This window comes from Rhizobium sp. J15 (assembly GCF_002531825.1).
GTDB lineage: Bacteria > Pseudomonadota > Alphaproteobacteria > Rhizobiales > Rhizobiaceae > Rhizobium.
Genome location: NZ_NWSX01000047.1, coordinates 20,911 through 47,816, shown reverse-complemented (window position 1 = coordinate 47,816; position 26,906 = coordinate 20,911). Strand labels below are relative to the sequence as shown.

The window sequence follows — 26,906 nt, the reverse complement described above, 5'->3', positions numbered from 1 at the left end:
AGACGCGAACATATTCAACCGGTTCCGGCTCAGCAGCAACAATAGCGTCAGCTGCAAGAACCGGCGTCGATGCAGCAAATGCTGCTGCTGATGCAAGCAAAACCATTCTGATGTTCATTTACCAATCCATTCCTTTGTCGATCGGGGCTGATTTCCCATCGGGTAGTCGATTTGAAGCCGGCCCAGTTTGAACAGCCATCTCGGCGTGCGGATCGATCGAACCGCCAAACCGTCATCCCATACCGGGCTTAATCAAGCAATTCTCGATGCACGCCAGATAGGCTGCGCCAGCCAACTTTCCCCGGCAACGTGATTTTTATACAACAACTTCAGATATTTAGATTGAAAACACAACAAGCGGCTCCGCGACGGAAATCCTCCATCGCAAGCCGCAAACGTTACACCCCATTTGTCAAATTCTTCACCGTCCGACCCCCGTCGAACATACTGGTGAAGCGAATAAATTCTACCGCCAGCTACTCAACACATGCAAGATGGCAGTTTAGAACATGATGTTCTGATTTCGATACCAATGAGTCAAAATCATGACATTGGCCTCACTGGTTCCAGTCACCATAGCTCGGCAATGGTTACCGGGCTATGTATTTTTCTGGATTCCGGCAGGATTCGAGCATTTTTTTGCTATTCCCGCGGCTTTTCTACAGTCTGAGCCGCCCATTTTGATCTCAGCCCGCCGGATCGGCCGCATTTCCGCCTATAACGAAATGCCGATCCGGCCTCATTCCCCATGCAGTTGTACATCAGCATAGGATAGCGAAGGCTCGCCTGGACTCAGTCCTCGTTGGATTTGGCGTTCTCGAGGATCATGTAATCGAGCGGCAACTGAGTCGAATACTTGATCTGCTCCATCGCGAAAGCCGAAGAGACGTCGCGAATCTCGATCTTGGCGATCATTCGCTTATAGAAAGCGTCATAAGCAGCGATATCAGGCACGACGACTCGCAGGAGATAATCGACGTCGCCGCTCATCCGGTAGAACTCGACCACCTCGGGGAACTCGGCAACCACCTCGGAAAAACGCCGCAGCCATTCGATCGAATGGGTGGCCGTGCGAATCGACACGAAAACAGTAACTTTGGTGTTGACCTTCTCGGGATCGAGGATGGCGACCCGGCGCTTGATGACGCCATCCTCTTCCATCTTCTGGATGCGCCGCCAGCAAGGCGTCGTCGAAAGCCCCACTTTCTTGGCCAGATCGGCAACGGCAAGGGTCGAATCTTCTTGCAGAAGACGCAGTATCTTTCGGTCGAGGCGGTCCATGCGCACAACAGTCCTTTCGAATTATTTTCTTTGTATAACCCGATTCCGGGCGGCGAAAAGAATTTTGTTTCAGGAAACCAGCTTTTTCGTCCGTTCCCGCAGGATCGGCAGCAATTCTTCCTCGAACCATGGATTGCGCTTCAGCCAGCCGCTGTTGCGCCAGCTCGGATGCGGCAGGGGCAGTACGGCGGGCGACCGGTCGGAAAGAAGACTGTCGCGCCATGCCCGCACCGTCTCCGTCATATTGCCCCGCCCCTCGCCGGCCATATGCCAGGCCTGCGCATATTGGCCGATGACCAGCACCAGTTCGATCTGCGGCATGGCCGAGATCACCCTTTGCCGCCAGAACGGCGCGCATTCGCGGCGCGGCGGCAGATCGGAGCCCTTGTCGTCGTAGCCGGGGAAGCAGAAACCCATGGGCACGATGGCGAATCGGTCGCGGTCGTAGAAGATTGCCCTGTCGACGCCGAGCCATGACCGCAACCGGTCGCCGGAGGCGTCGTCGAACGGCAGCCCGCTCTCGTGAACCCGAATCCCAGGCGCCTGCCCGGCGATCAGGATGCGCGCTGTCGACGAGATCACCGCCACAGGCCGCGGTTCATGCGGCAGTCGGTCTTCGAGGCCCTTTGCCGGTGCATCACGACAGATGCGGCAGCGGCCGATCTCCTGCCGCAGCGCCTCCAGCCTGGCTTCGTCGGTCATGTCTTTACTCCCATCCGGCGATCTGCCCGATGAAGCGCAGAGCGCTGTCGAAACCCGAGCTTTGGCGCGCATGGTCGCGCACGTCGCGCGGCCTCTCGAAAGTCCCGGCCCAAAGGCCCGCTTTGGCAGCCCTCGCCTCAGCCTCCTCCCTGCCATAATCACCATAGGAGATGGCCATGCCGCCGCGCACCATGGCGGCATTGATGTCACCGCGCGCACCATTCCGGCAGACGACGAGCAGCCTGTCGTAACGGTCGCGGCGATTGCCCCGGCATACCGTCCCTGCGGTCAGCACCATGGCCTGCAGCGCTTCCCGCGCCGCACGCCCGCAGGCCCAGGCCTTCCCGGCTCTCTCGCAGCTCTGATGGAGCTCCGGCGCATCGATTCCTTCGAGGCGCAAACGTTCCTCCCCCAATGTCAGGCTGTCGCCGTCGGCAGCGTGAAATGCGCCCGCATGCTCGATTCTTGCCGCATCGTTGAGCTTGGCGGCGATCAGCGCGATGAGCGCCAGCAAGGCAAATGCCGTTACGCCGTCGCGAATCAGGCGCAGGCCTCTTGTCACGCTTTCGCCTCCTTAAAAAACAAATCCTTGGCAAAGATGGCAAACATCTTCTTAAGAATTGTCGGTTAGGCTCTTATCCACCCTGGGATGAAGTTTCAACGTGCACATGAGTACCGGCGTAAGCACATCGACCGACAAAATTATCGTCGACAAGTCGCGTAGCCACCGCAACAAGGCCGTTTCCAAGGCCGTGCGGCAGACCCGCGAACGTCTTCAGTCTGGTCATGCGTCCAATTCTTCCTTCGACCGCGATGTACTTAAGATGTATGTGGCATCGGCGCTGCAAGGCGCAACGATCATGCCGCTCTTCGTCGTCATCATTACGGCGCTCGGTGTTTACTTTACTCAGAACACGCAATTGCTCTTCTGGGCGCTGCTGACGCTCACCTGCCACACCGGCAATATCCTGCTTGCGCGGCGCGCGCGCCGCCAGGAGATCACTGCCGAGAGCGCCCGCAGATGGCGTCGTTTGCTGCTCGCCGGCCAATTTCTGCTCGGCTGCTGCTGGGCTGTCTTCGCGCTGCAGGGCTGCGACACCTGCGAGCCGTCGAGCTTCATTCTCTATAAGGGCGCGACGCTGCTGATCGCGCTTTCCGTCACGGCGATGTCGAATTTCATGCTGACGCCCTCCGTGCTGGTCGCTTTCGCACCGGCGGTGGTGGCGCTCACCGCCAAGAGCGGCCTGTCGCGTGACTTCCTCGAAATCAGCCTGACTGCCGTCTTCACCACCACGGTCGTCTTCTTCAGCTATATCAGCGACCGGCTTTTCCGGTCGAACCTGATGATCCTTTCCTACCAGTCGGAAAAGGACGATCTCATCGCCGAGCTGGAAGTGGCGAAGTCCATGTCGGACGAGGCCCGCCGACGCGCCGAAGAGGCGAATCTTGCCAAATCCCGCTTCCTCGCTTCCATGTCGCACGAACTCAGGACTCCGCTCAACGCCATCCTCGGTTTCTCCGAGGTCATGTCGGCGGAAGTGCTGGGGCCGCTCGCCAATCCGACCTACAAGGAATATGCCGGCGACATCCACCGCTCCGGCCAGCATCTGCTCGATCTCATCAACGAGATCCTGGACCTCTCGCGCATCGAAGCCGGCAAATACGAGCTGAGCGAGGAGGCGATCTCCCTTCTCGATATCACCGAGGATTGCATCGGCATGGTCCAGCTGCGCGCCCGCGCCAAGAACATTGCCATATCGGATCAGTTCGAGCGGCAATTGCCGGCCATCTGGGCGGACGAGAAGTCGATGCGCCAGGTGGTGCTCAATCTTCTCTCCAACGCCGTCAAGTTCACGCCGCAGGGCGGCGAGATCCACGTCAAGGTCGGCTGGACGGCCGGCGGCGGCCAGTACATCTCGATCAAGGACAACGGCCCAGGCATTCCGGAAGACGAGATTCCCGTCGTACTGTCGGCTTTCGGCCAGGGCTCGATCGCCATCAAGAGCGCCGAACAAGGCACCGGCCTCGGGCTGCCGATCGTCCAGGCGATCCTTGCCAAGCATGACGGGCAGTTCCTGCTGAAATCGAAGCTGCGCGAGGGCACCGAGGTGATCGCCATCCTGCCCGCCAAGCGCGTGCTCCAGAGCCTGCCGGCGGTCGAAGAGGCGCAGGCCGTCGCCCGCAAGCGCAAGAGTTTCGCGTGATTCAGCCGAAGAACAGGTGTTTGCCGAGCACGAAAGCCAGATAGAGGCAGCAGGCGGCGATCATGCAGGATACCGCAAAGGAGCCGAGATCCTTGGCATGTTTGCCGACGATCGAAATCTCCGGTGAAATCCGGTCGATCACTTCCTCGACGGCGGTATTCATCGCCTCCATCGAAAACAGCCCGAGAAACAGAATCACCGCGACGACGATCTCGCCGGCGCTCGCCCCGACCAGCGCCAGCGCCGCGAGCGAAACGAAGAAGAAGCCGAGCTCCTGGCGGAAGGCCGCCTCTTTCAGCACACGCCGGAAGCCGGCCCAGGAATAGCTGGCGGCTGCGATGAAATGCCGAAATCCGGTCTCCTTGGTCACCGCAGGCTTCGTCAAGATACCCCTCCTAATGCTTGCCGCTCACACCTGCCTGGGCAAACGTCGCCATGCCGGAATGGCAGGCGGCGGCCGCCTTGACGATGCCGGCGGCGAGCGCCGCTCCAGTGCCTTCGCCGAGACGCATGCCGAGCGCCAGAAGCGGCGTCTTGCCGAGCATCTCGATGGCGCGCAGATGTCCCGGCTCGGCGGAGACGTGGCCGATCAGGCAATGGTCGAGCGCGGACGGATTGGCGGCTTTCAGGATCGCCGCCGCCGCGGTGGCGACGTAGCCGTCGATCAGCACGGGAATGCGCTCCATGCGCGCGGCAAGGATGGCGCCGGCCATCGCCGCTATCTCGCGGCCGCCGAGGCGCCGCATGATCTCCAGCGGATCGTCGAGATGGTCGCTGTGCAGCTCCACCGCCTTTTCCACCGCCGCGGTCTTGCGCTCCAGCATCTCGCCTTCCGAGCCGGTGCCGGGTCCGACCCAGTCGCGCGCCGAGCCGCCGTAGAGCGCATAGTTGATCGCTGCGGCAATCGTGGTGTTGCCGATGCCCATTTCGCCGATGCAGAGCAGGTCGGTGCCGCCGGCAATCGCCTCCATGCCGAAGGCCATGGTCGCGGCGCAATCGCGCTCGGAAAGCGCTGCCTCTTCGGTAATGTCACCGGTGGGGTAATCGAGCGCTAGGTCGAAGACTTTCAGGCCGAGGTCATAGGCGACGCAGATCTGGTTGATGGCAGCGCCGCCGGCCGCGAAATTCTCCACCATCTGCTGCGTCACTGCGGGCGGAAAGGGCGTGATGCCTTGCCTCGCCACACCGTGATTGCCGGCGAAGATCGCCACCAGCGGCCGGTTGACGGCAGGCGGCCGACCGGTCCAGGCGGCAAGCCAGAAAGCGATTTCCTCCAGCCGTCCGAGCGCGCCGGGCGGCTTGGTCAGCTGCGCATCGCGTTCGCGCGCGGCCACCAGCGCTCGGGCATCCGGTCCCGGCAGGTCGCGGAGCAGGGTACGGAAATCGTCGAACGGCAGGCCTGAAACGCTCATCTGTGCGGTTATCCTATGAATCCGGGTATTCTTGTTTTCACGCAAACCACTTGTTTGCGTCGAGCAAATCAGCTTGTTTGCGGTGGCAACTCTCTTAAAGCGGGCGGACGACGCGAACAACTCCAAAAGCGCCGCGACCTCCGGCGGATGAAGCAGAATGAAGATCAAGGATCATGCGGTCGATGCCGCCCGCGCCGTCGCCTTCTTGAGCCGCATTCCCATGCCGCAATGGCTGTTCGAAGGCTATGACGGCAGGCTCGGCCGGCTGGTGCGCGCATTTCCCTTCGCCGGCATCGTCCTCGGCTTCATCCCTGCCCTCGCCCTTCTCCTTCTCTTGGGCCTGCGGGCCGATCCTCTGATGTCGGCGCTGATCGCGCTTTCCGTCCAGGTCGCCGTAACGGGGGCGCTGCACGAGGATGGCCTCGCCGACACGGCCGACGGCATCGGCGGCGGCAAGAGCCGCGAACACAGCCTTCTGATCATGAAGGACAGCCGGATCGGCACCTACGGCGCAATAGCACTGATCCTTTCCTTTACGATCCGCGCCGCAGCACTCTCCGCCATCACAGGCGATTCCCCGGCCTTTGCGGCCGCTCTCGCCATCCCCGCCGTCGCCGCTCTCAGCCGCGGCGCCATCGCCTGGCATTGGCAGCGGCTGCCGCCGGCAAAGGCCGATGGCATCGCCGCCTCCACCGGCCAGCCTGATGAAGCGGCGATGCAGTTTGCGCTCACCGCCGCCGGCCTCCTGGGCGCCCTGCTGATCTGGCCGGCATTCGGCCTGCTGCCGCTCGTTGCGAGCCTGCTCGCCACCGGAATTGCGGGGCTCGCCTTCACCGCCTTCATTCGCAGCAAGCTCGGCGGCCACACCGGCGACACGCTCGGCGCAATGCAGCAGATTTGCGAAATCGCCGCCATCTGCGCCCTTGCCACGGCTCTCTGAAACCCCGATATGTCTCTCATGCAAACACCCTGCATCCACGTCTGCTCAATGGATCCCGGCTCCGGATTTTGTACCGGATGCGGCCGGACTCTCCAGGAAATCGGCGGCTGGATGGGTTATTCCGATGCCGAGAGACGCCGGATCATGGCGCTGCTGCCGGCAAGGCTTTCGGGCGCCGACATGGGCTCCAACCAGACAAAAACAAACTTTGCCGGCGCGCCGGAGCGGCCTTTATGATTCGTCTCACCCTCCTCCTCGTCGTGATCGGCATCGGCCTTGCCGTGCTGATCGTCAACAATGACAGCAGCCGCATCCTCGGCCTGCAGAGCGAAGAATTCGGCCGCTTCATCTACCTGCTGCCGATCGCGCTGATGCTGTCGGCAGGCATCTGGGCGAGCCGGCGCAGCGTCGGCGAGACGATGCGCCAGCTGATGATCTGGCTCGTCATCATCCTGGCGCTCGCCACCGTCTACCTCTATCGCCAGGAAGCGCTCGGCGTCGGCAACCGGCTGCTGGCCGGCCTCGTTCCCGGCCGCGCCGTCGTCGTCACCACAAGCGAGGGCGGCCAGGAAGTGATCCTGCACAAGCTGCTGAACGGCCATTTCGAGGCCGATGTCAGCGTCAACGGCCAGACGATCGAAATGCTCGTCGATACCGGCGCCAGCATGGTGGCGCTTTCGCATGAGGACGCCCAAAGAATCGGGATCGATCTGTCCCGCCTCACCTATTCGATGACGGTCATGACCGCCAACGGCCGCAGCCGCGCGGCGCCCATCACGCTCGATCAGGTCGCGGTCGGCCCGATCGTCCGCAACAATGTCGCAGCCAGCGTCGCCGAGGACGGCCGGCTCGACCAGAGCCTGCTCGGCATGAGCTTCCTGGAAACGCTGGGCTCCCTGCAGATGCAGACCGACGAACTGCGTATGCGGGACTAAACAACTAAGCTCGCTAATCAGCCGCTTTCTGCAGGCTCTCCGCGAGGAAGCCGCTCCGTCGATCGCCGTTCGATAAAAGCCGCGAAAAGCGCTGCCGACAAGGCAAGCGATGCCGATGTCAGCAACATCAGGAAGAGCGTCGGAACTGCGCCTGCCGCCTGAAGAAACAGACCCGCAATCGAAGCGATCAACGCTCCGCCGGCGATCGACATGGCGGCCGCAAGCCCCGCCGCGGTGCCTGCGAGATTGGTGCGAATCGACATGACGCCGAGGTTCGCGGCAGGAAAGGTCAATCCGTTGCCGATGCCGATGAAGACGCAAGGTCCGAAAAATGCCAGGACATGCGTGAGGCCGGAGATGGAGAGAACCAGCCCCAGTAACAGACCCATGCAGGTCGACAGGCGTGCGGCGACAAGGGTCTTGCTCAGCGAGCTACCGGCGAATCGGGCAGCGAGATAACTGCCGAAGATAAATCCCGCGGGCACCATTCCCATAAAGAAGCCGAGTTTCGCGCTTGATCCGCCGAGCGACGCGCCAACGGCAAGTGATGCGCCTCCGAGAAAGATATAGAGAGTGCCCGTGGAGCAGGCCATGCACAGTGCGTAGGCCCAGAACCGCGCCGAACTCAGCAACTGCCCATAGGAGGCGAAGTAGTTGCCTCTCGGCCTCGACGCGTGTCCGGCGGTTTCCTTCAATTCGCGCATGGATATGGCGAGGATCGCTGTGCCGAGCAATGCAAGGGTCACGAAGATCGCCCGCCAGCCGAAGAGTTCGTCCAGCACGCCGCCGAAGGTCGGGCCTAGCATCGGCGCGATCGCCCATCCCATGGCGGCGTAGCCGATCCTGTTGGCGGCCTGACGTTCGCCCGCCGTCTCCTTGATGACGACGAGGGCAACGCAGAAGCAGGCGGCGATGGACGCTTGCATGACGCGAAACAGCAGGAAAACACCGATAGTGGGAGCCAAAGCGCAGCCGATCGACGCGACGATGAAAATGGAAACGGCAACCAGCGCGACGGGCCGGCGCCCATATCGGTCCGACATCGCGCCTGCGATGACCTCCGTCAGCGCACTGATGATCGCATAACCGGCAATCGAAAGATTGACGAGCGCGAAATCCGCCTGGAATGCAGCCGCAATGTTGGGCAGCGCCGGAAGATAGATATTCACCGGCAGCACGGAGAGCGCCGTCAGCAGGAGAAGGATCGAGCGCCGCGGCGCTGCGGTCGCGGCCATAGCCGTCTCCTCGGTCATGCGGCTGGCGGAAGTCTGCGCGGAATCGTCGCGTGTCATGGTCTTGCCCGTCTGTCATCGAGATTGTGGGGAAGTCTGACGAGGCGAAGCGCAAATTCAGGGCACAAAAAAAGCCCCGTCAGGAGCTTGATTGACCGCGCATGGAGCTGATCGCCGGATGGTTACACCATCCTGCCCATGCGCCCTATCACCACGACGAGAACCATTACGATCTTCATAGCCGCTACAACTAGAAAGGAATTCGCGTCTCGTCAACGCGCATTCAGGGAAGATGCGCTTTACGGCACGGGCCGGATCTGCCACCTTCACCCGCAAACAACAAGACCACAAAGAGCAAAAAGAAACTCCTAGTCTGGTGGCACCCCGCATGCTCGACCGGCCTTCGCCTGAGGCGGAGGTCCTGACCCATGGGTGCGACAGGAGTTTCGCGATGAATTCACTCTGGCCGATCGTCCTCGGCGGCATTCTGCCCGCCATTTTCTGGGGCATCACCGCCATCTTCCAGAAACAGAGTGCGGTGGCTGCGACCGGCTCCGCCATCTATCTGATCGCTTTCGGCGCCGCCTGCGCCATATCGGGCCTGATCGCCGCACTGATCTGGCGCCCGGCCCCATGGACCACCGAGGGCCTTGGTTTCGCGGCAACTGCAGGCGCCTGCTTCGCTGCCGGCACCGGGCTCATCAGCTTCACGCTCTTTGCCTATGGCGTCCCAGTCTCGAAACTCGCTCCGATCTGGAGCTGCAACGTGCTGGTGACGCTAGCAATCGCTGCCGTCTTTCTTGGCGAAGCCTCCGAGCTGAACATAGTCAAGCTTGCCATAGGCACCCTCCTCATCCTGTCAGGCGCCCTTCTCGTCAGCAGTGCATGAGCGAATCAATAAGAGATGAGAACTTCACCGATCCGCTGGCGTCGCCTTACAACCAGCAGAGTCGTGATACCAGAGTCAGCCTCACCCGACAAAATATCGACAGTCGCTCGCCGACCAGAGAATTCTAGCTGAGCTCGCGAGTTTTGAAAGGAGCAAGGATTTGGCGAGCAATGAATGCTCAATTCACCATTCGCCCCTGAGCCCGAATACAATGTGATCGCAAGATTGATACTGGGTTCGCTTTGATCGGCGAGGCTGCAGGTACTGTCAGGAAGGCATGATACCTCAGCAGAGAAAGGCTCCTTTCCCTCGATCGCCACGGCATAGGTAACCCTGATGGGATGGGTGGTCTCCTCCGACAGACTCTGCTGCGGAGCTAGGCAGAAGATAGTGGCGATTGCGAAACATCCGAACACATTGCTGCCACCCATCCCGATTGCCCCATGAACCAACCAAGCCTTGCTGAGCAATCTTGATGTTGAAATTACGGCGCTCCTTTAGAGCGCATCAGTTACGCAGCCGATAGCCGGTCTTGAAGACCCACCCGAGCGTTCCCAGGCAGATCGCCAGGAACACCGTGATCATCGCCAGGCTGATGACGGGGTTGACGTCGGCGATCCCGTAGAAACTCCAGCGGAAGCCGCTCACCAGATAAAGCACCGGGTTGAAATGGCTGACCGCCTGCCAGAAGGGCGGCAGCATGCTGACCGAATAGAAGCTGCCCCCGAGAAAGGTCAGCGGCGGCACGACCAGCATCGGGATCAGGTTCAGCTGCTCGAAATTGCCGGCCCATATGCCGATCATGAAGCCAAACAGGCTGAAGGTGATCGCCGTTAGCAGGAAGAACAGGATCATCATGAAGGGATGCTCGATCCTGACGTCGACGAAGAGATTGGCGGTCAGGAGAATGATCGCGCCGATGATCACGCCTTTGGTGGCGGCCGCCCCGACATAACCGAGCAGGATCTCCGTCATCGCCACTGGCGCGGAAAGCACCTCATAGATCGTGCCGGTGAATTTCGGGAAATAGATGCCGAAGGAACCGTTGCTGATGCACTGGCCGAGCAATGTCAGCATGATCAGACCGGGCGTGATGAAGGCACCATAAGACACGCCTTCCACTTCCTGGATGCGGGAGCCGATCGCCGCGCCGAAGACGATGAAATAAAGCGAGGTCGAGATGACGGGCGAGATGACGCTCTGCAGCAGTGTGCGGCGCGTGCGCGCCATCTCGAAGAAATAGATCGATTTGACCGCCTCGAAGTTCATTTGCCCGCTCCTACCAGCGCCACGAAGATGTCTTCGAGCGAGCTCTGCCGCGTCGAGAGATCCTTGAAATGAATATTGTTCTCGCCGAGTCTGGTCAGCAGCGCCGCAATGCTCTCCTGCTCGTTGTCGGTGTCGAAATCATAGGTCAGCCGGTTGCCGCCGGCTTCCAGCGTCAGTCCGTTGCCGGCAAAACAATCCGGCAGCCGTTCCAGCGGTTCAGCGAGATCGAGGATCAGCTGCTTGCGGCCGAGCTTGGCCATCAGCGCCGCCTTGTCCTCGACGAGCAGCAATTCGCCGCCATTGATGACGCCGACGCGATCGGCGATCTCCTCGGCCTCTTCGATGTAATGGGTGGTGAGAATGATGGTGACGCCGGAGGCCCGAAGCCCTTCGACGACATGCCACATGTCCTTGCGCAGCGTCACGTCGACGCCGGCGGTCGGCTCGTCGAGGAAAAGAATATCCGGCTCATGGGAGAGCGCCTTGGCGATCAGCACGCGCCGCTTCATGCCGCCGGAGAGCTGACGCAGCATATTGTCCTTCTTGTCCCAGAGCGAAAGGGCGCGCAGCACCTTCTCGATATGGGCCGGATTGGCCTTCTTGCCGTGCAGCCCGCGCGAAAAGCTCACCGTGTTGAACACCGTTTCGAACTGATCCGTGGTCAGCTCCTGCGGCACCAGTCCGATCATCGAGCGGGTGGCGCGGAAATCCTTCACCACGTCGTGACCGGCGACCAGCACCTGACCGCCGCTCGGATTGGCGATGCCGCAGATGATCGAGATCAACGTCGTCTTGCCCGCGCCATTCGGCCCGAGCAGCGCCAGGATCTCGCCCTTCTCGACGGTGAGGTTGATGCCTTTCAGGGCCTCGAAGCCATTGGCATAAGTCTTTGTGAGGTTCTGAACGGAAATGATGGGGGCCATGCAGGACTCTTGCGGATTCGGAAAGTATTTCGGCCCGCTATATAAGCTGTCTGTGACAGCTTTGACATCCTTCGGGAACGTGAACACTGCATTCACGCAACACCAACGACGGCAAAGTATCCCACTAGCGACATGCTGCGATAGCCGGCTTTTTGGCGATGACCGCAGCGACCGGTCCTGCGGTGAAAAGAAAGCTGACGGCCGGTTTGGAATGTCATCATCCGGTGATCTTCATGCCCGATAAGAGAGCCGAGGCAAGCACCGGCATCCGCCCCGCCGCCCATTCCTTTGCGGAGCCGTCCTTCGGCGTTCTCGTTGCGCCTTTTCCGCTGCCTCGGCATGTAATGAAAGTTATTGTCAGTCACCAAGTGCTTGGAACCGGCCAGTATCCCCTGTCCAGCCGCGTTCGTCTCAGCCGGCCCCCGCGCCGGCTTTCTTTTTGTGGGGAGTAACGCGGGGGAGTGCTCCCTCACAACTCGTCGTAGTTGAACCAATCAAAATCGGCGACCTTCCCGCGTCCCGACGTATCGAAGGCGAACATGCCGGCAAAGGCGCCGGTGAAGGAGCCGTGTTCGCCGCGCCCGCCTTCGTCGGAAATCACGCCGGCATCGAGAACCGGGCCGATCGGCTGCCAGGCGCCCATCCCTTCGGTCTGCCAGAAGAATTGCAGGTCGTTCTCGCGGATTTCCATGGCGAGCTGGACGCGGCCCTCGGCTGATATGGCGACACCGCTTTCGGCAGGAAAGCTCAGGCGTCCGTTCGGATAGTCGCCGTTGCAGGAGAGGATGGTGACGCAGCGGCCGAGCGTCTCGTGAAGCGTCACAGCCAGTGCGTGGAACTTGTGGCGATTATAATAATGCGTCAGCCCCGCCACCTGCTGATAGGTGTCAGGCGAGAACTCGATCACGGTTTCGGCGCGGAAGCTGTGATGCTCCTGCCGGCGGGCGACCAGCGCCTGCTCGAACCAGGAGCCGATGCTTTCCCGCCCGATCAGGCTGAGATGCCCAGGCCGGTCCGTCAGGTTGAAGATGCGCTGAGGCTCGGGCGTGCGCAGCCACTGGAAATCGCCAGGCAGCTGGCCACCGTCGAAACCGTACTCGGTGCGCATCGGCTTTTCCGCCGGCACCGCGCCGAAGAGGCCCGGCACATCGACATCGGGAACCGTGGTGCCATTCTCCAGGTAGAGCCAGTCGTCGTCGCGCCAGACGCACTTCTGCAGGCTCGTTTCGCGTCCCAGCGTGCAGCGCCGCTTCGGCGGCAGCGGCCGGCCGCAGAGATGGGTGTGATAGGCCTGACCATCCGGCGTCTCGACATATTGGCCGTGCCCTGCCCGCTGCAGCACCGCGCCCGGATGATCCTTGGAGGTGATGAGATGCATGTTCGGGTGCATCTCATAGGGCCCTTCGATGCGGCGCGAGCGCGCCATGGTGACGGCGTGATCATAGCCGGTGCCGCCCTCGGCAGTCGTCAGATAATACCAGCCGTTGCGCTTGAAGAGATGCGGTCCCTCGACAAGGCCGAGCGGGCTGCCGGCGAAGATGTTCTTGATCGGGCCTTTCAGCGCCTTCGCCGCCGGGTCCCATTCCTGCAGCAGGATGCCGTCGAAGGCGGGCGATTTCGGCGAGCCGCCGAAGCTTTCGGTGCGGTGGTTCCACTGCATGTTGACGAACCACTTGCGGCCGTCATCGTCGTGGAAGAGCGAGGGATCGAAGCCGGAAGAATTGACATAGACCGGATCGGACCATTCGGCCTCGATCGAAGGCGCGGTGACGATGTAATTCGGCGCATCCTTGAAATTACCGTCGAAGCGCTTGACGTCGGTATAAACAAGCCAGAACTGTCCGTCCGCATAGGAAAGACACGGCGCCCAGATGCCGCAGCTGTCGGGATTTCCCCTCATGTCGAGCTGAGACCGGCGCTCCAGCGGCCGGCGCACCAGCGTCCAGTTCACCAGGTCCCGCGAATGGTGGATCTGTACGCCGGGATACCATTCGAAGGTGGAGGTCGCGATGTAATAATCGTCGCCGACACGGCAGATCGACGGATCGGGATTGAACCCCGGCAGGATGGGATTGCGGATCATAGTGTGGCCTCCTCCGAGGTTTTTATGTGGTACGTACGTCAAATGTGGGCGGTTACCTCACCTCCCCACCCTCATTCCTGTGCTCGTCACAGGAATCCAGCCGCCGCGTGTCTGCGCGGCAAAAGAGTCTTTTCAGCCCAATGACTTGGGCTGGCTGGATCTCTGTGACGAGCACAGAGATGAGGGAGATGGTGGTAACCCTCAGTCTCCACTCTCCTGTGGATCGCTCTCTCGCCTTCCCTACTCCCGCTCCGCCGACTTCGCCCAAAGATTGATATCCGCCTCACGGGCGTAGACGTCGATCTCTGCAAGCTCCTCGGCCGAAAATTCCAGATTATCCAGCGCCTTGACGCAATCGACGATCTGCGACGAGCGGCTGGCGCCGATCAGCGCCGAGGTCACGCGTCCGCCGCGCAGCACCCAGGCGATCGCCATCTGCGCCAGCGTCTGGCCGCGGCGCTCGGCGATCTCGTTGAGCTTCCTGATATTATCGATGATCGAAGGCCGGATGAAGTCGCGCTTCAGGAAATGGTTCTGGGCGGCGCGGCTATCGGCCGGTATGCCGCCGAGATATTTCGTCGTCAGCATGCCTTGGGCGAGCGGCGAGAACACGATCGAGCCCATGCCGGCCTCGTCGAGCGTATCGAGCAGCTTGTCGTCCTCGACCCAGCGGTTGAGCATCGAATAGCTCGGCTGGTGGATCAGGCACGGCGTGCCGAGGCTCTTGAGGATCGCGGCGGCTTCACGGGTGCGCTGCGAATTATAGGAGGAGATGCCGACATAGAGCGCCCGGCCGGAGCGGACGATATGGTCGAGCGCACCGCAGGTTTCCTCGAGCGGCGTGTCGGGGTCGAAACGGTGCGAATAGAAGATGTCGACATAGTCGAGACCCATGCGCTTCAGGCTCTGGTCGCAGGAGGCGATCAGATACTTGCGGCTGCCCCATTCTCCATAGGGACCCGGCCACATGTCGTAGCCGGCTTTCGAGGAGATGATCAGCTCGTCGCGAAGCCCGACAAATTCGGTGCGCAGGATCTCGCCGAAAGCGGTCTCGGCGCTGCCGGGAGGCGGGCCGTAATTGTTGGCGAGGTCGAAATGGGTGATGCCGAGATCAAAGGCCGTGCGGCACATGTCGATCTTGCGGTCATGCGGCGTGTCGCCGCCGAAATTGTGCCAGAGTCCGAGGGAAACGGCCGGCAGCTTCAGGCCGGAACGGCCCGTGCGGTTATATTTCATCTTCGAATAGCGGTCTTCGGCCGGTTGCCAGCTCATGAAACTCTCCTTACTAAAAATATCTCTCTTGATGCCCCGCAGGACCTGACTAAGGAGTCTGCCCCTCATCCGGCTGCCGCCACCTTCTCTCCGTAAACGGGGCGAAGGGGTATGCCGCGCCCGCTCGCTTAAATCTCGACCCTGCGTTTGGCATGTCCCCTCTCCCCGTTCTTTACGGGGAGAGGGTTAGGGTGAGGGGCAATCTCGGCACAACGATTCTAACGCTATCCTATCACTTCAACAGCGCCTGCGCCTCTTCGATGCCGAGCGCGGCCGGCTGGGTGCAGGTCGTGGTGAGGTCGATGAACCGCCCCTCCTCGCCCGACTTCAGGATCGAGGTCATCACGTCGACGCCGTGCAGCGTACGGTCGAGCGAGCAGCGTGCGTCACGCCCCTCGATCAGCGACATCGCCATGTCGGCAAGGCCGGCCGTGCGGTAGTTGGCGCGCGAGCCGCTGGGGCTTTCCTGGTTGATCTTGCCGAAGGGATGGTCCCAGTCTTCCAGCGGCTTGATGTCCTTGTCGCGGCCGCTTGCCTCGACGGTGCCGCCGAAGAAGTTCGGGTCCGGCACGTAGAGCGAGCCGTCGGTGCCGTAGAGCTCCATATTGGCATGACGATGCGACCACACATCCCAGCTTGCCGACAGCGTCACCGTGGCGCCGTTGACGAATTCGAGCAGTGCCTGGATCGTCGTCGGCGTCTTGACCGGGATGATCTCGCCGTTGCGCGGCTGGCTGGTGATCGTGCGGGTTGCCGATGCCATCGAGGTCATGGCGCCGACGCGCTTTACCGGGCCGATCAGGTTGATCAGGTTGGCGATGTAGTACGGGCCGAGATCGAGGATCGGACCGCCGCCCGGCAGGAAGAAGAAGTCCGGGTTCGGATGCCACATTTCCATGCCGGGGCTCATGACATAGCAGGCGCCGGAGGTTACCCGGCCGATGCCGCCATCGTCGATGAACTTGCGGGCGAGCTGATGGGCGCCGCCGAGGAAGGTGTCCGGCGCGCAGCCGACGGCGAGGTTCTTCGCCTTGGCGATGCGGCGAAGCTCTTCGCCCTGCTCCAGCGAAAGCACCAGCGGCTTTTCCGAATAGACGTGCTTGCCGGCTTCGAGGATTGCCTTCGATACCGGAAAATGCGCATCCGGAATGGTCAGGTTGACGACGACGTCGATCTCGTCATTGGCGAGAAGCGCGTCGATCGTCTGTGCCTTCACGCCATATTCCTTGGCGCGGGCTTCGGCGGCCTGCACGTTGATATCGGCGCAGGCCAGCACCTTCAGCCCCTTGAAGAGCGGTGCGAGCGAGAAATAGGTGGTGGAGATGTTGCCGCATCCGATGATGCCGACGCCAAGTTCCCTGGTCATGATGTGCCTCAATAAGTCTTGAAGGATGCGATCGAGCGGCCGATGTTGCGGTCGATGTCTTTGGGGTTGTCATGTTCGACGACGAAGTGCTTGGCCTTGCTGCCGCGAAGCGCCGCAATCAGCTTGGCCCACTCGACCTTGCCGTGGCCGACATCGGCCCAGCCGTCCTCGTCCTTCGCCTCGCCCGCCGGCGCAATGTCCTTGACGTGGACTGCGGTGATACGCGAGCCGAGCTTCTCGATCCAGGCGAAGGGATCGGCGCCGCCGCGGATGACCCAGGCGATATCGGCTTCCCAGGAAATATCGGGCGCGCCTTCGAAGATCCGCTCGATCGGCAGCGAGCCGTCGGCCAGCTTGACGAATTCGAAGTCATGGTTGTGCCAGCCGAACTCGTAGCCGGCTTCCTTGTAAGGCTTGCTCATCTCCTGCAGACGCTTGCCGAAGGCGGTCCAGCCGGCGGCGTCAGAGGGGCGCTGGTCAGCCGCCAGATGCGGCGCATAGATCGAATCCATGCCGAGGATCTTGGCGATGTTGAGCGACTTCTGGACTTCCTTCTCCAGGAAATCGGGGCTGAAATGGCCGCTCGCCATGACGAGGCCGTTCTTGTCGAGCTCGGCGCGAAGGCTCTTCAGACCGGCATCGTCGAGATCGGCATAGATGCCGCCGAAACCTTCGACTTCGGCATAGCCCGCCTTGCCGAGCTTCTCGAAAATCGCCGAATAGGGCTGAAAATTACGCGCGCTGTAGAGCTGGTAGCTGAGTTTCGTCATCATGTTCTCCTTGGGCCTCGTGCCCACGCTTGGGAAGGATCAATCCGCCGATTGGCAGGAATGCAGGTCGTAGAACCGGAAATCCGGCAGCTTGCCGCGTTCGAGCCGATGTGCCGGGGTGAAGGTGATGCGGCGGCTCTCGCCGGCCGCAAGATCGAAGGCGTTGTCGGAATATTTGCCGTCCGTCTCGCTCTCGATCATCACGAAGAGCGCAAGTCCCCTAGCAGTGACGTTGATGTCGACGGCGCCGCTCGCCTCGACATATTCATGGGTGACGACAAGCCCTGACGGCTCCAGCTCCAGCGCCTTGTAGGTGCCGTTGACATGGTGCCCCTCGCCGCCCATGCCGTTCGACGCGGTGAAACGCCAGGCAAGCAGCGTCCCCTCGCCGATTTCGGAAACGTCGACGGTCGCAGCCGTCACCGCCGCATCCGGCGAGCAGACCGCCTGCACGTCCTTCAGGTGCTTCCGTTCACCCTTCATCGTCAGCAGCGAGATCGAAAGATCGACGCTGACATCGGCGAGCGTGTCGTTAACAAGCGAGAAGCGGATCGTCTTGCCGTCTTCGGAAGCAATGGCGGCAACCGCCACCGGCTGGAAGAAGCGCTTGACGAGATAATGCATCGCCTTCCAGCGCCCGCCATAATCGAGGCTCGACCAGGAGGCGACCGGCCAGGTGTCGTTGAGCTGCCAGTAGATCGTGCCCATGCAATGGGGCTTGAGCGAGCGCCAGTATTCCACCGCCGTCTTGATCGCCAGGCCCTGCTGGATCTGGGAGAGATAGACGAAGTTCGGAAAGTCCTTCGGGAAGCGGAAATAGCGGAACATCGTGCCGGCGATGCGCTCGTTGCCGCCGGCATTCTTCTGGTGCAGTTCCATGACGGGAGAAGCGATGTTCATATCCTTCTCCTCGGCATAGGTCCTTATGACAGGCAGCGAGGTATAGGACTGGAAGCCGAATTCCGAGCAGAAGCGCGGCCGCACCGAGCGATAATTGTCGAACGACTTGTTCTCGTGCCAGACCGACCAGTAATGCATGTCGCCGGAACCATCGGCATGCCAGGCATCGCCGAAATCGAGATAGCCGGAGGCCGGGCTCGACGGCCACCAGAGCGCGCCGGGCAGCGCCTTCTTCACCGCCTGCTCGATCGTGCGATTGAGGCGGTCGTAGGAGACGAGATAGCGGTCGCGGTCCTTCCTGGATTCCTCGAACCAGGTCAGCGCACCGACAAGCTCGTTGTCGCCGCACCAGAGCGCGATCGAGGGATGCGAGGAGAGCCGGCGCACCTGGTAATCGACCTCGATCGCCACATTATCGAGAAAGTCTTCGGTCGAAGGATAGAGGTTGCAGGCAAACATGAAGTCCTGCCAGACCATCAGGCCCAGCCGGTCGCAGATGTCGTAGAAATGATCCTGCTCGTAGAAGCCGCCGCCCCAGACGCGGATCATGTTCATATTGGCGGCTTTCGCCGACTGCAGCAGATCTTCCGTCCTCTCGGGCGAAGACAGCGAATAGAGCGCGTCGGCGGGGATCCAGTTGGCGCCGCGGCAGAAGATCTCGCGGCCGTTGACCTCGAAGGCGAAACGAGCGCCTGAAGCATCCGGCGTGGTGATCAGCTCGATGGTGCGAAGGCCGATCTGCTTCGTCACCACCTCGTCGGACAGCTCGACCGAAAGCGTGTAGAGCGCCTGCTCGCCGCTGCCGGACGGCCACCACAGGCGCGGCGTGTCGATATGGAAGAGATAGTTGACATCAGTCTCGCCCTTGACGCCGACATCGAGGCGCACGCGCTCGCCGTCGAGATCGAAATAGACCTGGGCGATGCCGGCATGCTTGGCATGGAGGCTCGCCGTCACCGTCAGATCGACGGAGCCGTCATTGTTGTGGGTCTGGCGGATAACGACATGCTCGATGCGCGCCGTCTCGAGCTTCTTGAGCGCGATCGTGCCGTAAAGGCCGAGCGGCGCAATGGCGATATTCCAGTCCCAGCCGAAATGGCATTGCGGCTTGCGCAGCATGTTGCCGTCGGGGATCGGCGAATTGCCGGTGCTGTAGGGAATGTAGAACGGCTGCTGCTTCTGCCGCGCGGCTCCGACGCCGGGGTTGGAAGCAAAGACGATGCGGATGACGTTGTCGCCCGATTTCAGCATGCTGGAAACATCAGGCCGGTAGCGGCGGAAGCTGTTATCGGCTTCGAGCGCCAGGAAACCGTTGACGTAGACGCTGGCGACGGTGTCGAGATAATCGACATCGAGATACCAGTCGCCCTCCGCCTCCTGCAGCGTAAAGCTGCGCTCGACCGCCCATTCACGCTGGGCGACCCACTGCACCTTCTCCTCGTTGCGGCCGAAATAGGGATCGGGGATCAGACCGGCCCGGTGAAGCGCCGTATGCACATCGCCCGGCAGCGCAATCGCCGTGCGGATCTCACCATCGACGGAGGTCAGCTGCCACGATCCGGAAAGGTCGATGCTGGAGGGGAGCGGTTGTTGCGTCACGATTTCATTTCCGATTTTGAAAAGGGTTGTGGTCTTGAAGGAAGGGCAAATGTCACTGTGCGGTGGCTTTCACCTGGTCGTTCGTCAGAGACGTGTCGTTTCTGTCCTCATCCGCCCACTCCGCTCTCCGTCATCCTCGGGCTTGAGCCGAGGATCTACACCACATCCACCTGCAGCAACGGGCATGGATCCTCGGGTCAAGCCCGAGGATGACGGAGGGCGGGGTTGGCCCTTTCGTCAAACTCGCCCCGGCTAGTGCCCTCAATCCGCAGAACCGTCTAGAGCCGCAGCTCGCTCTCCGCATCGAACACCGAAGCCAGCGCCATGTCGAAACTCAGCTTCACCTTGGCTCCGACATTGAAGCGGCGGGCGCCGTTGACGCGGACCGACATCGTATGGCCGGCATGTTTGAGCCACAGAAGATTGTCCGCGCCCATCGGCTCCTCGATATCGACGGTGGCGTCATGTTCCTCGCCGCCGGTATTCTCGTTGACCTTGATGTGCTCGGGGCGAACGCCGAGCACCACCTTGCGGCCGGGCTGCAGCGCCTCGTTGGCTTCGTAGGCGGCGAGCGAGAAATTGACCCCGTTCGCCACGAAGGCAATTCCGTCGCCTGTCTTGACCAGTTCGCCGCGCAGGAAATTCATCGACGGCGAGCCGATGAAGCCGGCGACGAAGAGATTGCGCGGCCGGTTGTAGATCGTCGTCGGATCGTCGAGCTGCTGGATGATGCCGCTCTTCATGATGGCGATGCGGTCGGCAAGCGTCAGCGCCTCGATCTGGTCGTGCGTGACATAGATCATCGTATTCTCAAGCGACTGGTGCAGGCGCTTGATCTCGACGCGCAACTCCGAGCGCAGCTTGGCGTCGAGATTGGACAGAGGCTCGTCGAACAGGAAGACGTCGACATCGCGCACCAGCGCCCGGCCGATCGCCACGCGCTGGCGCTGACCGCCGGAAAGCTCGGCCGGCTTGCGCTTCAGGAGCGGCTGGATCTGCAGGATCTCGGCGGCGCGCGCCACACGCTTGTCGATCTCGGCCTGCGGCACCTTGGCAACGCGCAGGCCGAAGGAGAGGTTCTTCTCGACGGTCATCTGCGGATAGAGCGCGTAGGACTGGAAGACCATGCCGATGCCGCGGTCCTTCGGCTCCTCCCAGGTGACGTTCTTGCCCTTGATGAAGATCTGCCCTTCCGAGGCGTCGAGCAGGCCGGCGATGCAGTTCAGCAAGGTCGACTTGCCGCAGCCGGACGAGCCGAGCAGCACCAGGAACTCGCCGTCGTTGATTTCGAGGTTGAGATCCTTGAGCACGCTGACGGCGCCGAAATTCAGCGACAGATCCTTGATGGAGACGCTCGAATTGGAGACAGTTGAATTCATGTTCATGTGATCACCCCTTCACTGCGCCTGCGGCGATGCCGCGAACGAAAAGCCGCCCGGAGACGAAATAGACGATCAGCGGCACCAGGCCGGTGAGGATCGTTGCTGCCATGTTGACGTTGTATTCCTTCACGCCCTGGACTGAGTTGACGATGTTGTTGAGCTGCACGGTCATCGGATAGGTATCCGGCCGGGTGAAGACCACGCCGAACAGGAAGTCGTTCCAGATGCCGGTCACCTGCAGGATCATCGCCACGACGAAGATCGGCAGCGACATGGGCAGCATGATCTGCAGGAAAATCTGCCAGAAGCCCGCCCCGTCGACACGGGCCGCCTTGAACAGCTCTTCCGGCAGCGACACGAAGTAGTTGCGGAAGAGCAGCGTCAGGATCGGCATGCCGAAGATCGAATGCACGATGATGAGGCCGGTCAGCGTGCCGTAGATGCCGATTTCGCGCAGGATGATGACGATCGGATAGATCATCACCTGATAGGGAATGAAGGCGCCGATGATGAGGACCGAGAAGAAGAACTCCGATCCCTTGAAGCGCCAGTTCGCCAGCGCATAGCCGTTGACCGAGGCGATCGCGATCGAAACGATGACCGACGGCACGGTGATGCGCACCGAATTCCAGAAACCGCGCGAAAGACCGTCGCAGTTCAGACCGGTGCAGGCCGTCGCCCAGGCCTTCACCCAGGGTTCGAAGGTGATTTCCATCGGCGGCGAGAAGATGTTGCCGAGCCGGATTTCCGGCATTCCCTTGAGCGAGGTGACGACCATCACGTAAAGCGGGATCAGGTAGTAGACGGCGGCCACGAACAGCGTGCCGTAGATGATGATGTTGCGCGGCGAAATCATCGGCCGCGGCTTCGGCCCGGCCGGACCGGAAACCGCCTTGCCTTCGAAGGGGACGCCGCCGCCATCGACTGATTTGAGAGCGATATTGTCAGACACGCTTGCGCCCTCCGCTGAATTCCAGATACGCCCAGGGAATGATGATGATGGCGACCGTGACGAGCATCATGGTCGAGGCGGCAAAGCCCTGGCCGAGATTCTGCGCCTGGAACATGTAGTCGTAGACATATTTCGCCGGCACTTCCGACGAGATGCCCGGACCGCCCGATGTCTGCGCCACGACGAGGTCGTAGACCTTGACGATGCCGGAGGCGATGATGACGATCGTGGTGATGAAGACCGGCCGCATCATCGGGATGACGACCAGCAGATAGGTCTTCCACATTGGAATGCCGTCGACGCGCGCGGCCTTCCAGATGTCCTCGTCGATGCCCCGCAGGCCGGCAAGCATCAGGCACATGACGAGACCGGTGCCCTGCCAGAGAGCCGCGATCAGAATGCCGTAGATGACGATTTCGGGCGTATAGAGCGGATTGAAGGTGAAGCTCGTCCAGCCGAGCGAGCGCACCACGAATTGCACGCCGAAGTCGGGATTGAGAATCCACTGCCAGACGAGACCGGTGACGATGAAGGACAGCGCGAAGGGATAGAGGAAAATCGTACGGAAGGTGTTCTCGAAACGGATCTTCTGATCCATCAGAGCCGCCAGCAGGAACCCGATGACCAGGCTGAAGATCAACGACAGGATGCCGTAGATCGCCAGGTTCTGGATCGACACCACCCAGCGCGGCGCGGCCCAGAGACGCTCATATTGCTCGATGCCGGCGAAGGTCAATCGCGGCAGAAGCTTGGAATTGGTGAAGGAATAGAACACGGTCCAGATCGTGCCGCCGACGAAGATGACCATGGCGGTGAGGATCATGGGAATGGAGGCAATCTTCGAATTCAGATTGCGCAGCAATTTAAACGGCCGGCCGGCTTTCGCTTGACCTGTCATAGGTTTCCTCCTGAAGCGCGGTCGCTTCGGTGATCGGGACGCCGTCTGAACGGCTGCCCTTCCCGTCCCTATCCGAAGCCGTCACGCACTCCACGCATACGCGCTCGTGCAGCCGGCTGCGGAAGCTCTCGCCGGTATCAGAGATCCGGCGGCACAATCCGGCCCTGCGAACAGCAGGACCGGATCCGATGAGCTTGAGGACCGAGGATCAGTCGGCCGAAGCGATGATTTCGGCGAAACGCTTCTGGGCGTCTTCCGGCGTCATCGACGGATTGGCGAAGAATTCGGAGAAGAGGTCTTCCTTCTGCTTCTGGCTGTCGGCCGAAAGCAGCTGGTCGGTGCCTTCGATCACATTGCCCTTCGCCAGGATATCGAGACCCTTCTTCATGCAGTCGTTTGCGGCGGCGAGATCGACGTCGGCGCGCACCGGCAGCGAGCCCTTCTTCAGGTTGAAGGCAACCTGGGTCTTGGGGTCGAGCAGGGTTTTGGCGAGCACGGCCTGCGCCTTGGACTTTTCCTCGTCCTTCAGGAGCGGGAAGTAGAAGGCGTCGCCGCCGGTCGAGATGATCTCGTTCACGCCGAGGCCCGGCAGGCAGGTATAGTCGGTGCCGGCCTTCTGACCGGCCAGCGCAAACTCGCCCTGCGCCCAGTCGCCCATGATCTGGCCGCCGGCCTTGCCTGTGATGACGAGGTTGGTCGCCTGGTTCCAATCCTGGACGTTGGTGCCCTTGGACATGCGGCGCGCATCGTCGGCGGCCTTGAAGACCTTGGCGATCTCGGGGCCGGCAGCGGCTTCGGCGTCCTTGTCCTTGAAGACCTTGTTGAACGTATCCTTGCCGGCGATCGCGACCATCAGAACGTCAAAGGCGCCTGCGGCCTGCCACGGCTGGCCGCCGACGGCGAGCGGAAGGATGCCGGCCTTTTCCAAAGCCGGAGCGGCAGCGACGAACTCGTCCCAGTTCTTCGGCACTTCGACGCCGGCCTTCTTGAAGGCGGCGTTCGAGAGCCACAGCCACTGCCAGGAGTGGATGTTGACGGGAGCGCAGTAGATCTTGCCGTCGATGGTGCAGGAGTCGAGCAGGCTCGACGGACGGATGATGTCCTTCCACTTCTCGGCGGTGGCGACGTCGGTCAGATCGCGCATCAGGCCGGCCTGAACGAGTTCCTCGGCCTGACGGCCATGGTTGAACTGCGTGGCGCCCATCGGATCGCCGCCGGTGATGCGGCTGATCATGATCGGACGGGCCGTGCCGCCGGAACCGGCGATAGCGCCGTCGACCCAGTGATTGCCGGTGGCGTCGAAGGCCTTGGCCAGCTCGGCGACGGCAGCCGATTCGCCGCCGGACGTCCACCAATGCGTGACTTCGAGATCGGTAGCATTGGCTGCGCCGAGCGGAAGCGCGGCCGAAGCGGCAAGCACAGCCGCCATCATACGGATTTTCATGAGTTCTCCTCCCTCACTGAAACGTTGCCGGAAAAACTTAGATCAATCGATTTCCACACGCAACTGCCCGCCTGTAAATTTTTCCTTAAAGATCCGGATTGCTACTTCTGACTGTTCCCGGCCGCCCCGCCACACTCTCTAAATCGGAACTTCCTTCGGCTTTTCCGCATATGCGCTGTCCATTTATATAATTGAAGATAAAGGTATAATTTGATCATGTAATTTCAGCCCTCGCGTCGCCCTTTTCGCAGCTGCGGAAAAATCGTGAGGAAAACGCCGATTCAACCTATGCGAATGATATTGCGACGCACACAAGAAAAAACACTCGACATTTCTACTGTATCGTTACAGATTGCATTCTTCAGGGAGGCGCGATTTTGGCAGGCGGCGGGCTTACGGCGCCTGAAAAAGCCTCTATAAGCGAGACCAATTCGCGCAGGGCGGCCTACAGGGATGGAAAACAAAGGAAATTTCGGACAAGCGGCATCGACGGCGGTGACGCGCGAGCGCCCGACGTTGAAGACGATCGCCTTCATGACCGGCCTCGGCGTAACGACGGTATCGCGCGCACTGAAGGATGCGCCGGATATCGGGGCCGAAACCAAGGAGCGGGTGCGCATGGTCGCCCGCCAGCTCGGCTACCAGCCGAACAGGGCGGGCGTGCGCCTGCGCACCGGCAAGACCAACGTCATCGCCCTCGTCCTCAGCATCGATGAGGAGATCATGGGCTTCTCAAGCCAGATGGTCTTCGGCATATCGGAGGTGCTGTCCGGCACGCCCTATCATATCGTCGTCACGCCGCACTCCCACAGCAAGGACCCGATGCTGCCGGTCCGCTATATCCTCGAGACCGGCTCGGCCGACGGCGTCATCATCTCGCGCATCGAGCCGGACGATCCGCGCGTGCGGCTTCTGACCGAGCGCGGCATGCCCTTTGCCACGCATGGGCGCACCGATGCCGGTCTCACGCACCCCTTCCACGATTTCGACAACGAGGCCTTCGCCCATCAGGCGGTGGAGCGGCTCGTCAGGCGCGGCCGGCGGCGCATCGCCCTGCTGCAGCCGCCGAGCAAGCTCACCTACTACGCCCATATCCGGATCGGCTTCCAAACCGGCCTGCATGATTACGGCGCCGAGGAGGTGCCGCTGCGCATCAACACCGATGCGCCGCTTGCCGATATCCGCGACATCATCGAGGTGATGATGCGTTCGGCCAACGCCCCCGACGGGATCGTCTGTTCGGCCGGCAGCGCGGCGATCGCCGTCAATGCCGGCATCGAGGCCGCCGGCAAGGCGCTCGGCCGCGATCTCGACATGGTCTCCAAGCAATCCGTGCCGATCCTCAACTGGATCCGCCCTGAGATCATCACCGCCCAGGAAGACGTCCGCCAGGCCGGCCGCGAAATGGCCAAGGCCGTCATCGCCCGCATCGACGGCGTCGAACCGGAACTGCTGCAGAGCATCAGCCAGCCGATCTGGCCGGAGGGCGAGAAGTAGGACCCCTGCTTCCGTACACCGGAGCCTGAGGCGCGCTCGAAAGGGCACGCCAGGAACGCTCCATCGTCTTGATTTGGCACAGAATTCCCTCCGGGAATGACAGCATCCATATCAAGCCGACAGTCGATATCACCCACCATTAATGATTAGCGGTTGCATAGACATGTAATTCATGAGTATTTTACCAAGTGTAGCGGCAACATTCTTGGAGGAGAAACATGCCGTCACCTTGGGAGAATGATGTTTTAGCCCATGCCGGTCCGGCTCTTTTAACCAAGCCGCATCCGAAAATTCTTGAGGTCGGCGGAGGCAGCAGGACTTACGTCTATGTCGAGGGCGCCGAATATACTGCTCTGGATATTTCCAAGGAGCAGCTCGACAAAAACAGATATGCAAGCGAGAAGATCTTGGGCGACGCCCAGACCGTCGATTACGGCGGGCGCGTCTTCGACGCCTGCGTCTTCTGGGATGTTCTGGAGCATGTCGAAAGCCCGAAATCAGCGCTCTCGAAGGCCGCCAATACGCTCTCTCCGGGAGGCGTGGTCGTGGTCAAGGGGCCGATCTCGACCTCGATCAAGGGCATGGTCACCACCATGACGCCCCGCTGGGTGCACATCATGTTCTATCGTCTCGTCCTGAAGCAGCCGAACGCCGGCAAGCCGGGCTATGCTCCCTTCCCGGTCGAACATTCCGTCGATGCCTCCCACTCGGAAATCGCCGCCACCTTGCGGCAGCTCGGCATGGAGGTCGTCTTCGTCGGCGAGTATATTTCAACCCATGTCGATGCGCTGCGGAAGCGAATGCCGCCGCTCTACTGGCTATACGAGTCGACTGGGTTCGTTATCCGGCTCATCTCCGGCCACAAGCGAGGAGGACGGAAAACGGAATTTGTGATCATCGCGAAGAATTCACACTGAGCGGCGCGTTCATCTCTCGGCAGAATATCCGACCGCCCA

Annotated in this window: 24 protein-coding genes and 1 pseudogene; 7 read left to right on the top strand and 18 right to left on the bottom strand. The window is 61.3% G+C overall.

Annotated features, from left to right (window positions below; genetic code table 11):
• The 4 genes and pseudogenes from CO670_RS27115 to CO670_RS27095 form a co-directional block, all read right to left on the bottom strand.
• Positions 1–118, bottom strand: a pseudogene (locus CO670_RS27115) (porin); the annotation flags it as partial.
• Positions 119–792: 674 nt separating this feature from the next.
• Complete coding sequence (locus tag CO670_RS27105; RefSeq protein ID WP_004678404.1) at positions 793–1,281, bottom strand: Lrp/AsnC family transcriptional regulator; 489 nt, start codon at positions 1,279–1,281, stop codon at positions 793–795.
• Between the two features lie 69 nt (positions 1,282–1,350).
• Positions 1,351–1,983 (bottom strand): uracil-DNA glycosylase family protein, encoded by a 633-nt coding sequence (locus CO670_RS27100; protein WP_097593059.1) that lies wholly within the window; start codon positions 1,981–1,983, stop codon positions 1,351–1,353.
• 4 nt (positions 1,984–1,987) lie between these two features.
• Entirely contained in the window at positions 1,988–2,545 is a 558-nt protein-coding gene (locus tag CO670_RS27095; RefSeq protein WP_097593058.1) for a thermonuclease family protein, read from the bottom strand.
• Between the two features lie 106 nt (positions 2,546–2,651).
• Between CO670_RS27095 and CO670_RS27090 the strand changes: the two genes are divergently transcribed.
• Entirely contained in the window at positions 2,652–4,187 is a 1,536-nt protein-coding gene (locus CO670_RS27090) for a HAMP domain-containing sensor histidine kinase (protein ID WP_088673704.1), read from the top strand.
• Position 4,188: 1 nt separating this feature from the next.
• Here the strand turns inward: CO670_RS27090 and CO670_RS27085 are convergent, their stop codons facing one another.
• Both CO670_RS27085 and cobT read right to left on the bottom strand, forming a co-directional pair.
• Entirely contained in the window at positions 4,189–4,572 is a 384-nt protein-coding gene (locus tag CO670_RS27085) for a diacylglycerol kinase (protein ID WP_097593057.1), read from the bottom strand.
• A 10-nt stretch (positions 4,573–4,582) separates the two neighbouring features.
• On the bottom strand, positions 4,583–5,599 hold the full coding sequence (gene cobT, locus CO670_RS27080; RefSeq protein WP_097593056.1) for a nicotinate-nucleotide--dimethylbenzimidazole phosphoribosyltransferase: 1,017 nt from the start codon (positions 5,597–5,599) through the stop codon (positions 4,583–4,585).
• Between the two features lie 157 nt (positions 5,600–5,756).
• Between cobT and CO670_RS27075 the strand changes: the two genes are divergently transcribed.
• The 3 genes from CO670_RS27075 to CO670_RS27065 are packed head-to-tail and all read left to right on the top strand — an operon-like array spanning position 5,757 to position 7,474.
• The gene (locus CO670_RS27075) at positions 5,757–6,539 is read left to right on the top strand and encodes an adenosylcobinamide-GDP ribazoletransferase (RefSeq protein WP_097593055.1); all 783 of its coding nucleotides are present in this window, start codon (positions 5,757–5,759) and stop codon (positions 6,537–6,539) included.
• A gap of 18 nt (positions 6,540–6,557) precedes the next feature.
• Positions 6,558–6,776: a DUF1289 domain-containing protein gene (locus CO670_RS27070; protein ID WP_097593063.1), complete on the top strand. Its 219-nt coding sequence runs from the start codon at positions 6,558–6,560 to the stop codon at positions 6,774–6,776.
• Complete coding sequence (locus tag CO670_RS27065) at positions 6,773–7,474, top strand: TIGR02281 family clan AA aspartic protease (protein WP_097593054.1); 702 nt, start codon at positions 6,773–6,775, stop codon at positions 7,472–7,474. The genes CO670_RS27070 and CO670_RS27065 overlap by 4 nt, the downstream gene beginning before the upstream one ends.
• A 17-nt stretch (positions 7,475–7,491) precedes the next feature.
• On the opposite strand, the gene CO670_RS27060 is transcribed toward CO670_RS27065, so the two are convergent.
• Entirely contained in the window at positions 7,492–8,766 is a 1,275-nt protein-coding gene (locus tag CO670_RS27060; protein WP_097593053.1) for an MFS transporter, read from the bottom strand.
• A gap of 391 nt (positions 8,767–9,157) precedes the next feature.
• On the opposite strand from CO670_RS27060, the gene CO670_RS27055 reads away from it, so the two are divergent.
• Complete coding sequence (locus CO670_RS27055) at positions 9,158–9,595, top strand: EamA family transporter (RefSeq protein ID WP_097593052.1); 438 nt, start codon at positions 9,158–9,160, stop codon at positions 9,593–9,595.
• Between the two features lie 507 nt (positions 9,596–10,102).
• On the opposite strand, the gene CO670_RS27045 is transcribed toward CO670_RS27055, so the two are convergent.
• From CO670_RS27045 to CO670_RS26990, 11 genes are all read right to left on the bottom strand, one after another.
• Positions 10,103–10,864: an ABC transporter permease gene (locus CO670_RS27045; RefSeq protein ID WP_088673697.1), complete on the bottom strand. Its 762-nt coding sequence runs from the start codon at positions 10,862–10,864 to the stop codon at positions 10,103–10,105.
• Entirely contained in the window at positions 10,861–11,787 is a 927-nt protein-coding gene (locus CO670_RS27040; protein ID WP_097593050.1) for an ABC transporter ATP-binding protein, read from the bottom strand. The genes CO670_RS27045 and CO670_RS27040 overlap by 4 nt, the downstream gene beginning before the upstream one ends.
• A gap of 469 nt (positions 11,788–12,256) precedes the next feature.
• A complete protein-coding gene (locus tag CO670_RS27035) occupies positions 12,257–13,870 on the bottom strand; it encodes a glycoside hydrolase family 43 protein (RefSeq protein WP_097593049.1) in 1,614 nt (537 codons plus the stop codon).
• A 240-nt stretch (positions 13,871–14,110) separates the two neighbouring features.
• Positions 14,111–15,142, bottom strand: coding sequence for an L-glyceraldehyde 3-phosphate reductase (gene mgrA, locus CO670_RS27025; protein ID WP_097593048.1), 1,032 nt, complete (start codon positions 15,140–15,142; stop codon positions 14,111–14,113).
• A 232-nt stretch (positions 15,143–15,374) separates the two neighbouring features.
• A complete protein-coding gene (locus tag CO670_RS27020) occupies positions 15,375–16,508 on the bottom strand; it encodes a Gfo/Idh/MocA family oxidoreductase (protein WP_097593047.1) in 1,134 nt (377 codons plus the stop codon).
• 8 nt (positions 16,509–16,516) lie between these two features.
• Complete coding sequence (locus CO670_RS27015; protein WP_097593046.1) at positions 16,517–17,278, bottom strand: sugar phosphate isomerase/epimerase; 762 nt, start codon at positions 17,276–17,278, stop codon at positions 16,517–16,519.
• Between the two features lie 39 nt (positions 17,279–17,317).
• The gene (locus CO670_RS27010) at positions 17,318–19,777 is read right to left on the bottom strand and encodes a glycoside hydrolase family 2 protein (protein ID WP_097593045.1); all 2,460 of its coding nucleotides are present in this window, start codon (positions 19,775–19,777) and stop codon (positions 17,318–17,320) included.
• Between the two features lie 278 nt (positions 19,778–20,055).
• Complete coding sequence (locus CO670_RS27005) at positions 20,056–21,162, bottom strand: ABC transporter ATP-binding protein (protein WP_097593044.1); 1,107 nt, start codon at positions 21,160–21,162, stop codon at positions 20,056–20,058.
• Positions 21,163–21,166: 4 nt separating this feature from the next.
• Positions 21,167–22,099: a carbohydrate ABC transporter permease gene (locus tag CO670_RS27000; protein WP_097593062.1), complete on the bottom strand. Its 933-nt coding sequence runs from the start codon at positions 22,097–22,099 to the stop codon at positions 21,167–21,169.
• A 4-nt stretch (positions 22,100–22,103) separates the two neighbouring features.
• A complete protein-coding gene (locus CO670_RS26995; RefSeq protein WP_097593043.1) occupies positions 22,104–23,009 on the bottom strand; it encodes a sugar ABC transporter permease in 906 nt (301 codons plus the stop codon).
• A gap of 208 nt (positions 23,010–23,217) precedes the next feature.
• Positions 23,218–24,453: an ABC transporter substrate-binding protein gene (locus CO670_RS26990; RefSeq protein ID WP_097593042.1), complete on the bottom strand. Its 1,236-nt coding sequence runs from the start codon at positions 24,451–24,453 to the stop codon at positions 23,218–23,220.
• Positions 24,454–24,906: 453 nt separating this feature from the next.
• Between CO670_RS26990 and CO670_RS26985 the strand changes: the two genes are divergently transcribed.
• Positions 24,907–25,950: a LacI family transcriptional regulator gene (locus CO670_RS26985; protein WP_097593041.1), complete on the top strand. Its 1,044-nt coding sequence runs from the start codon at positions 24,907–24,909 to the stop codon at positions 25,948–25,950.
• Positions 25,951–26,168: 218 nt separating this feature from the next.
• Positions 26,169–26,867, top strand: coding sequence for a class I SAM-dependent methyltransferase (locus CO670_RS26980; protein WP_097593040.1), 699 nt, complete (start codon positions 26,169–26,171; stop codon positions 26,865–26,867).
• The last annotated feature ends 39 nt before the right edge of the window (positions 26,868–26,906 follow it).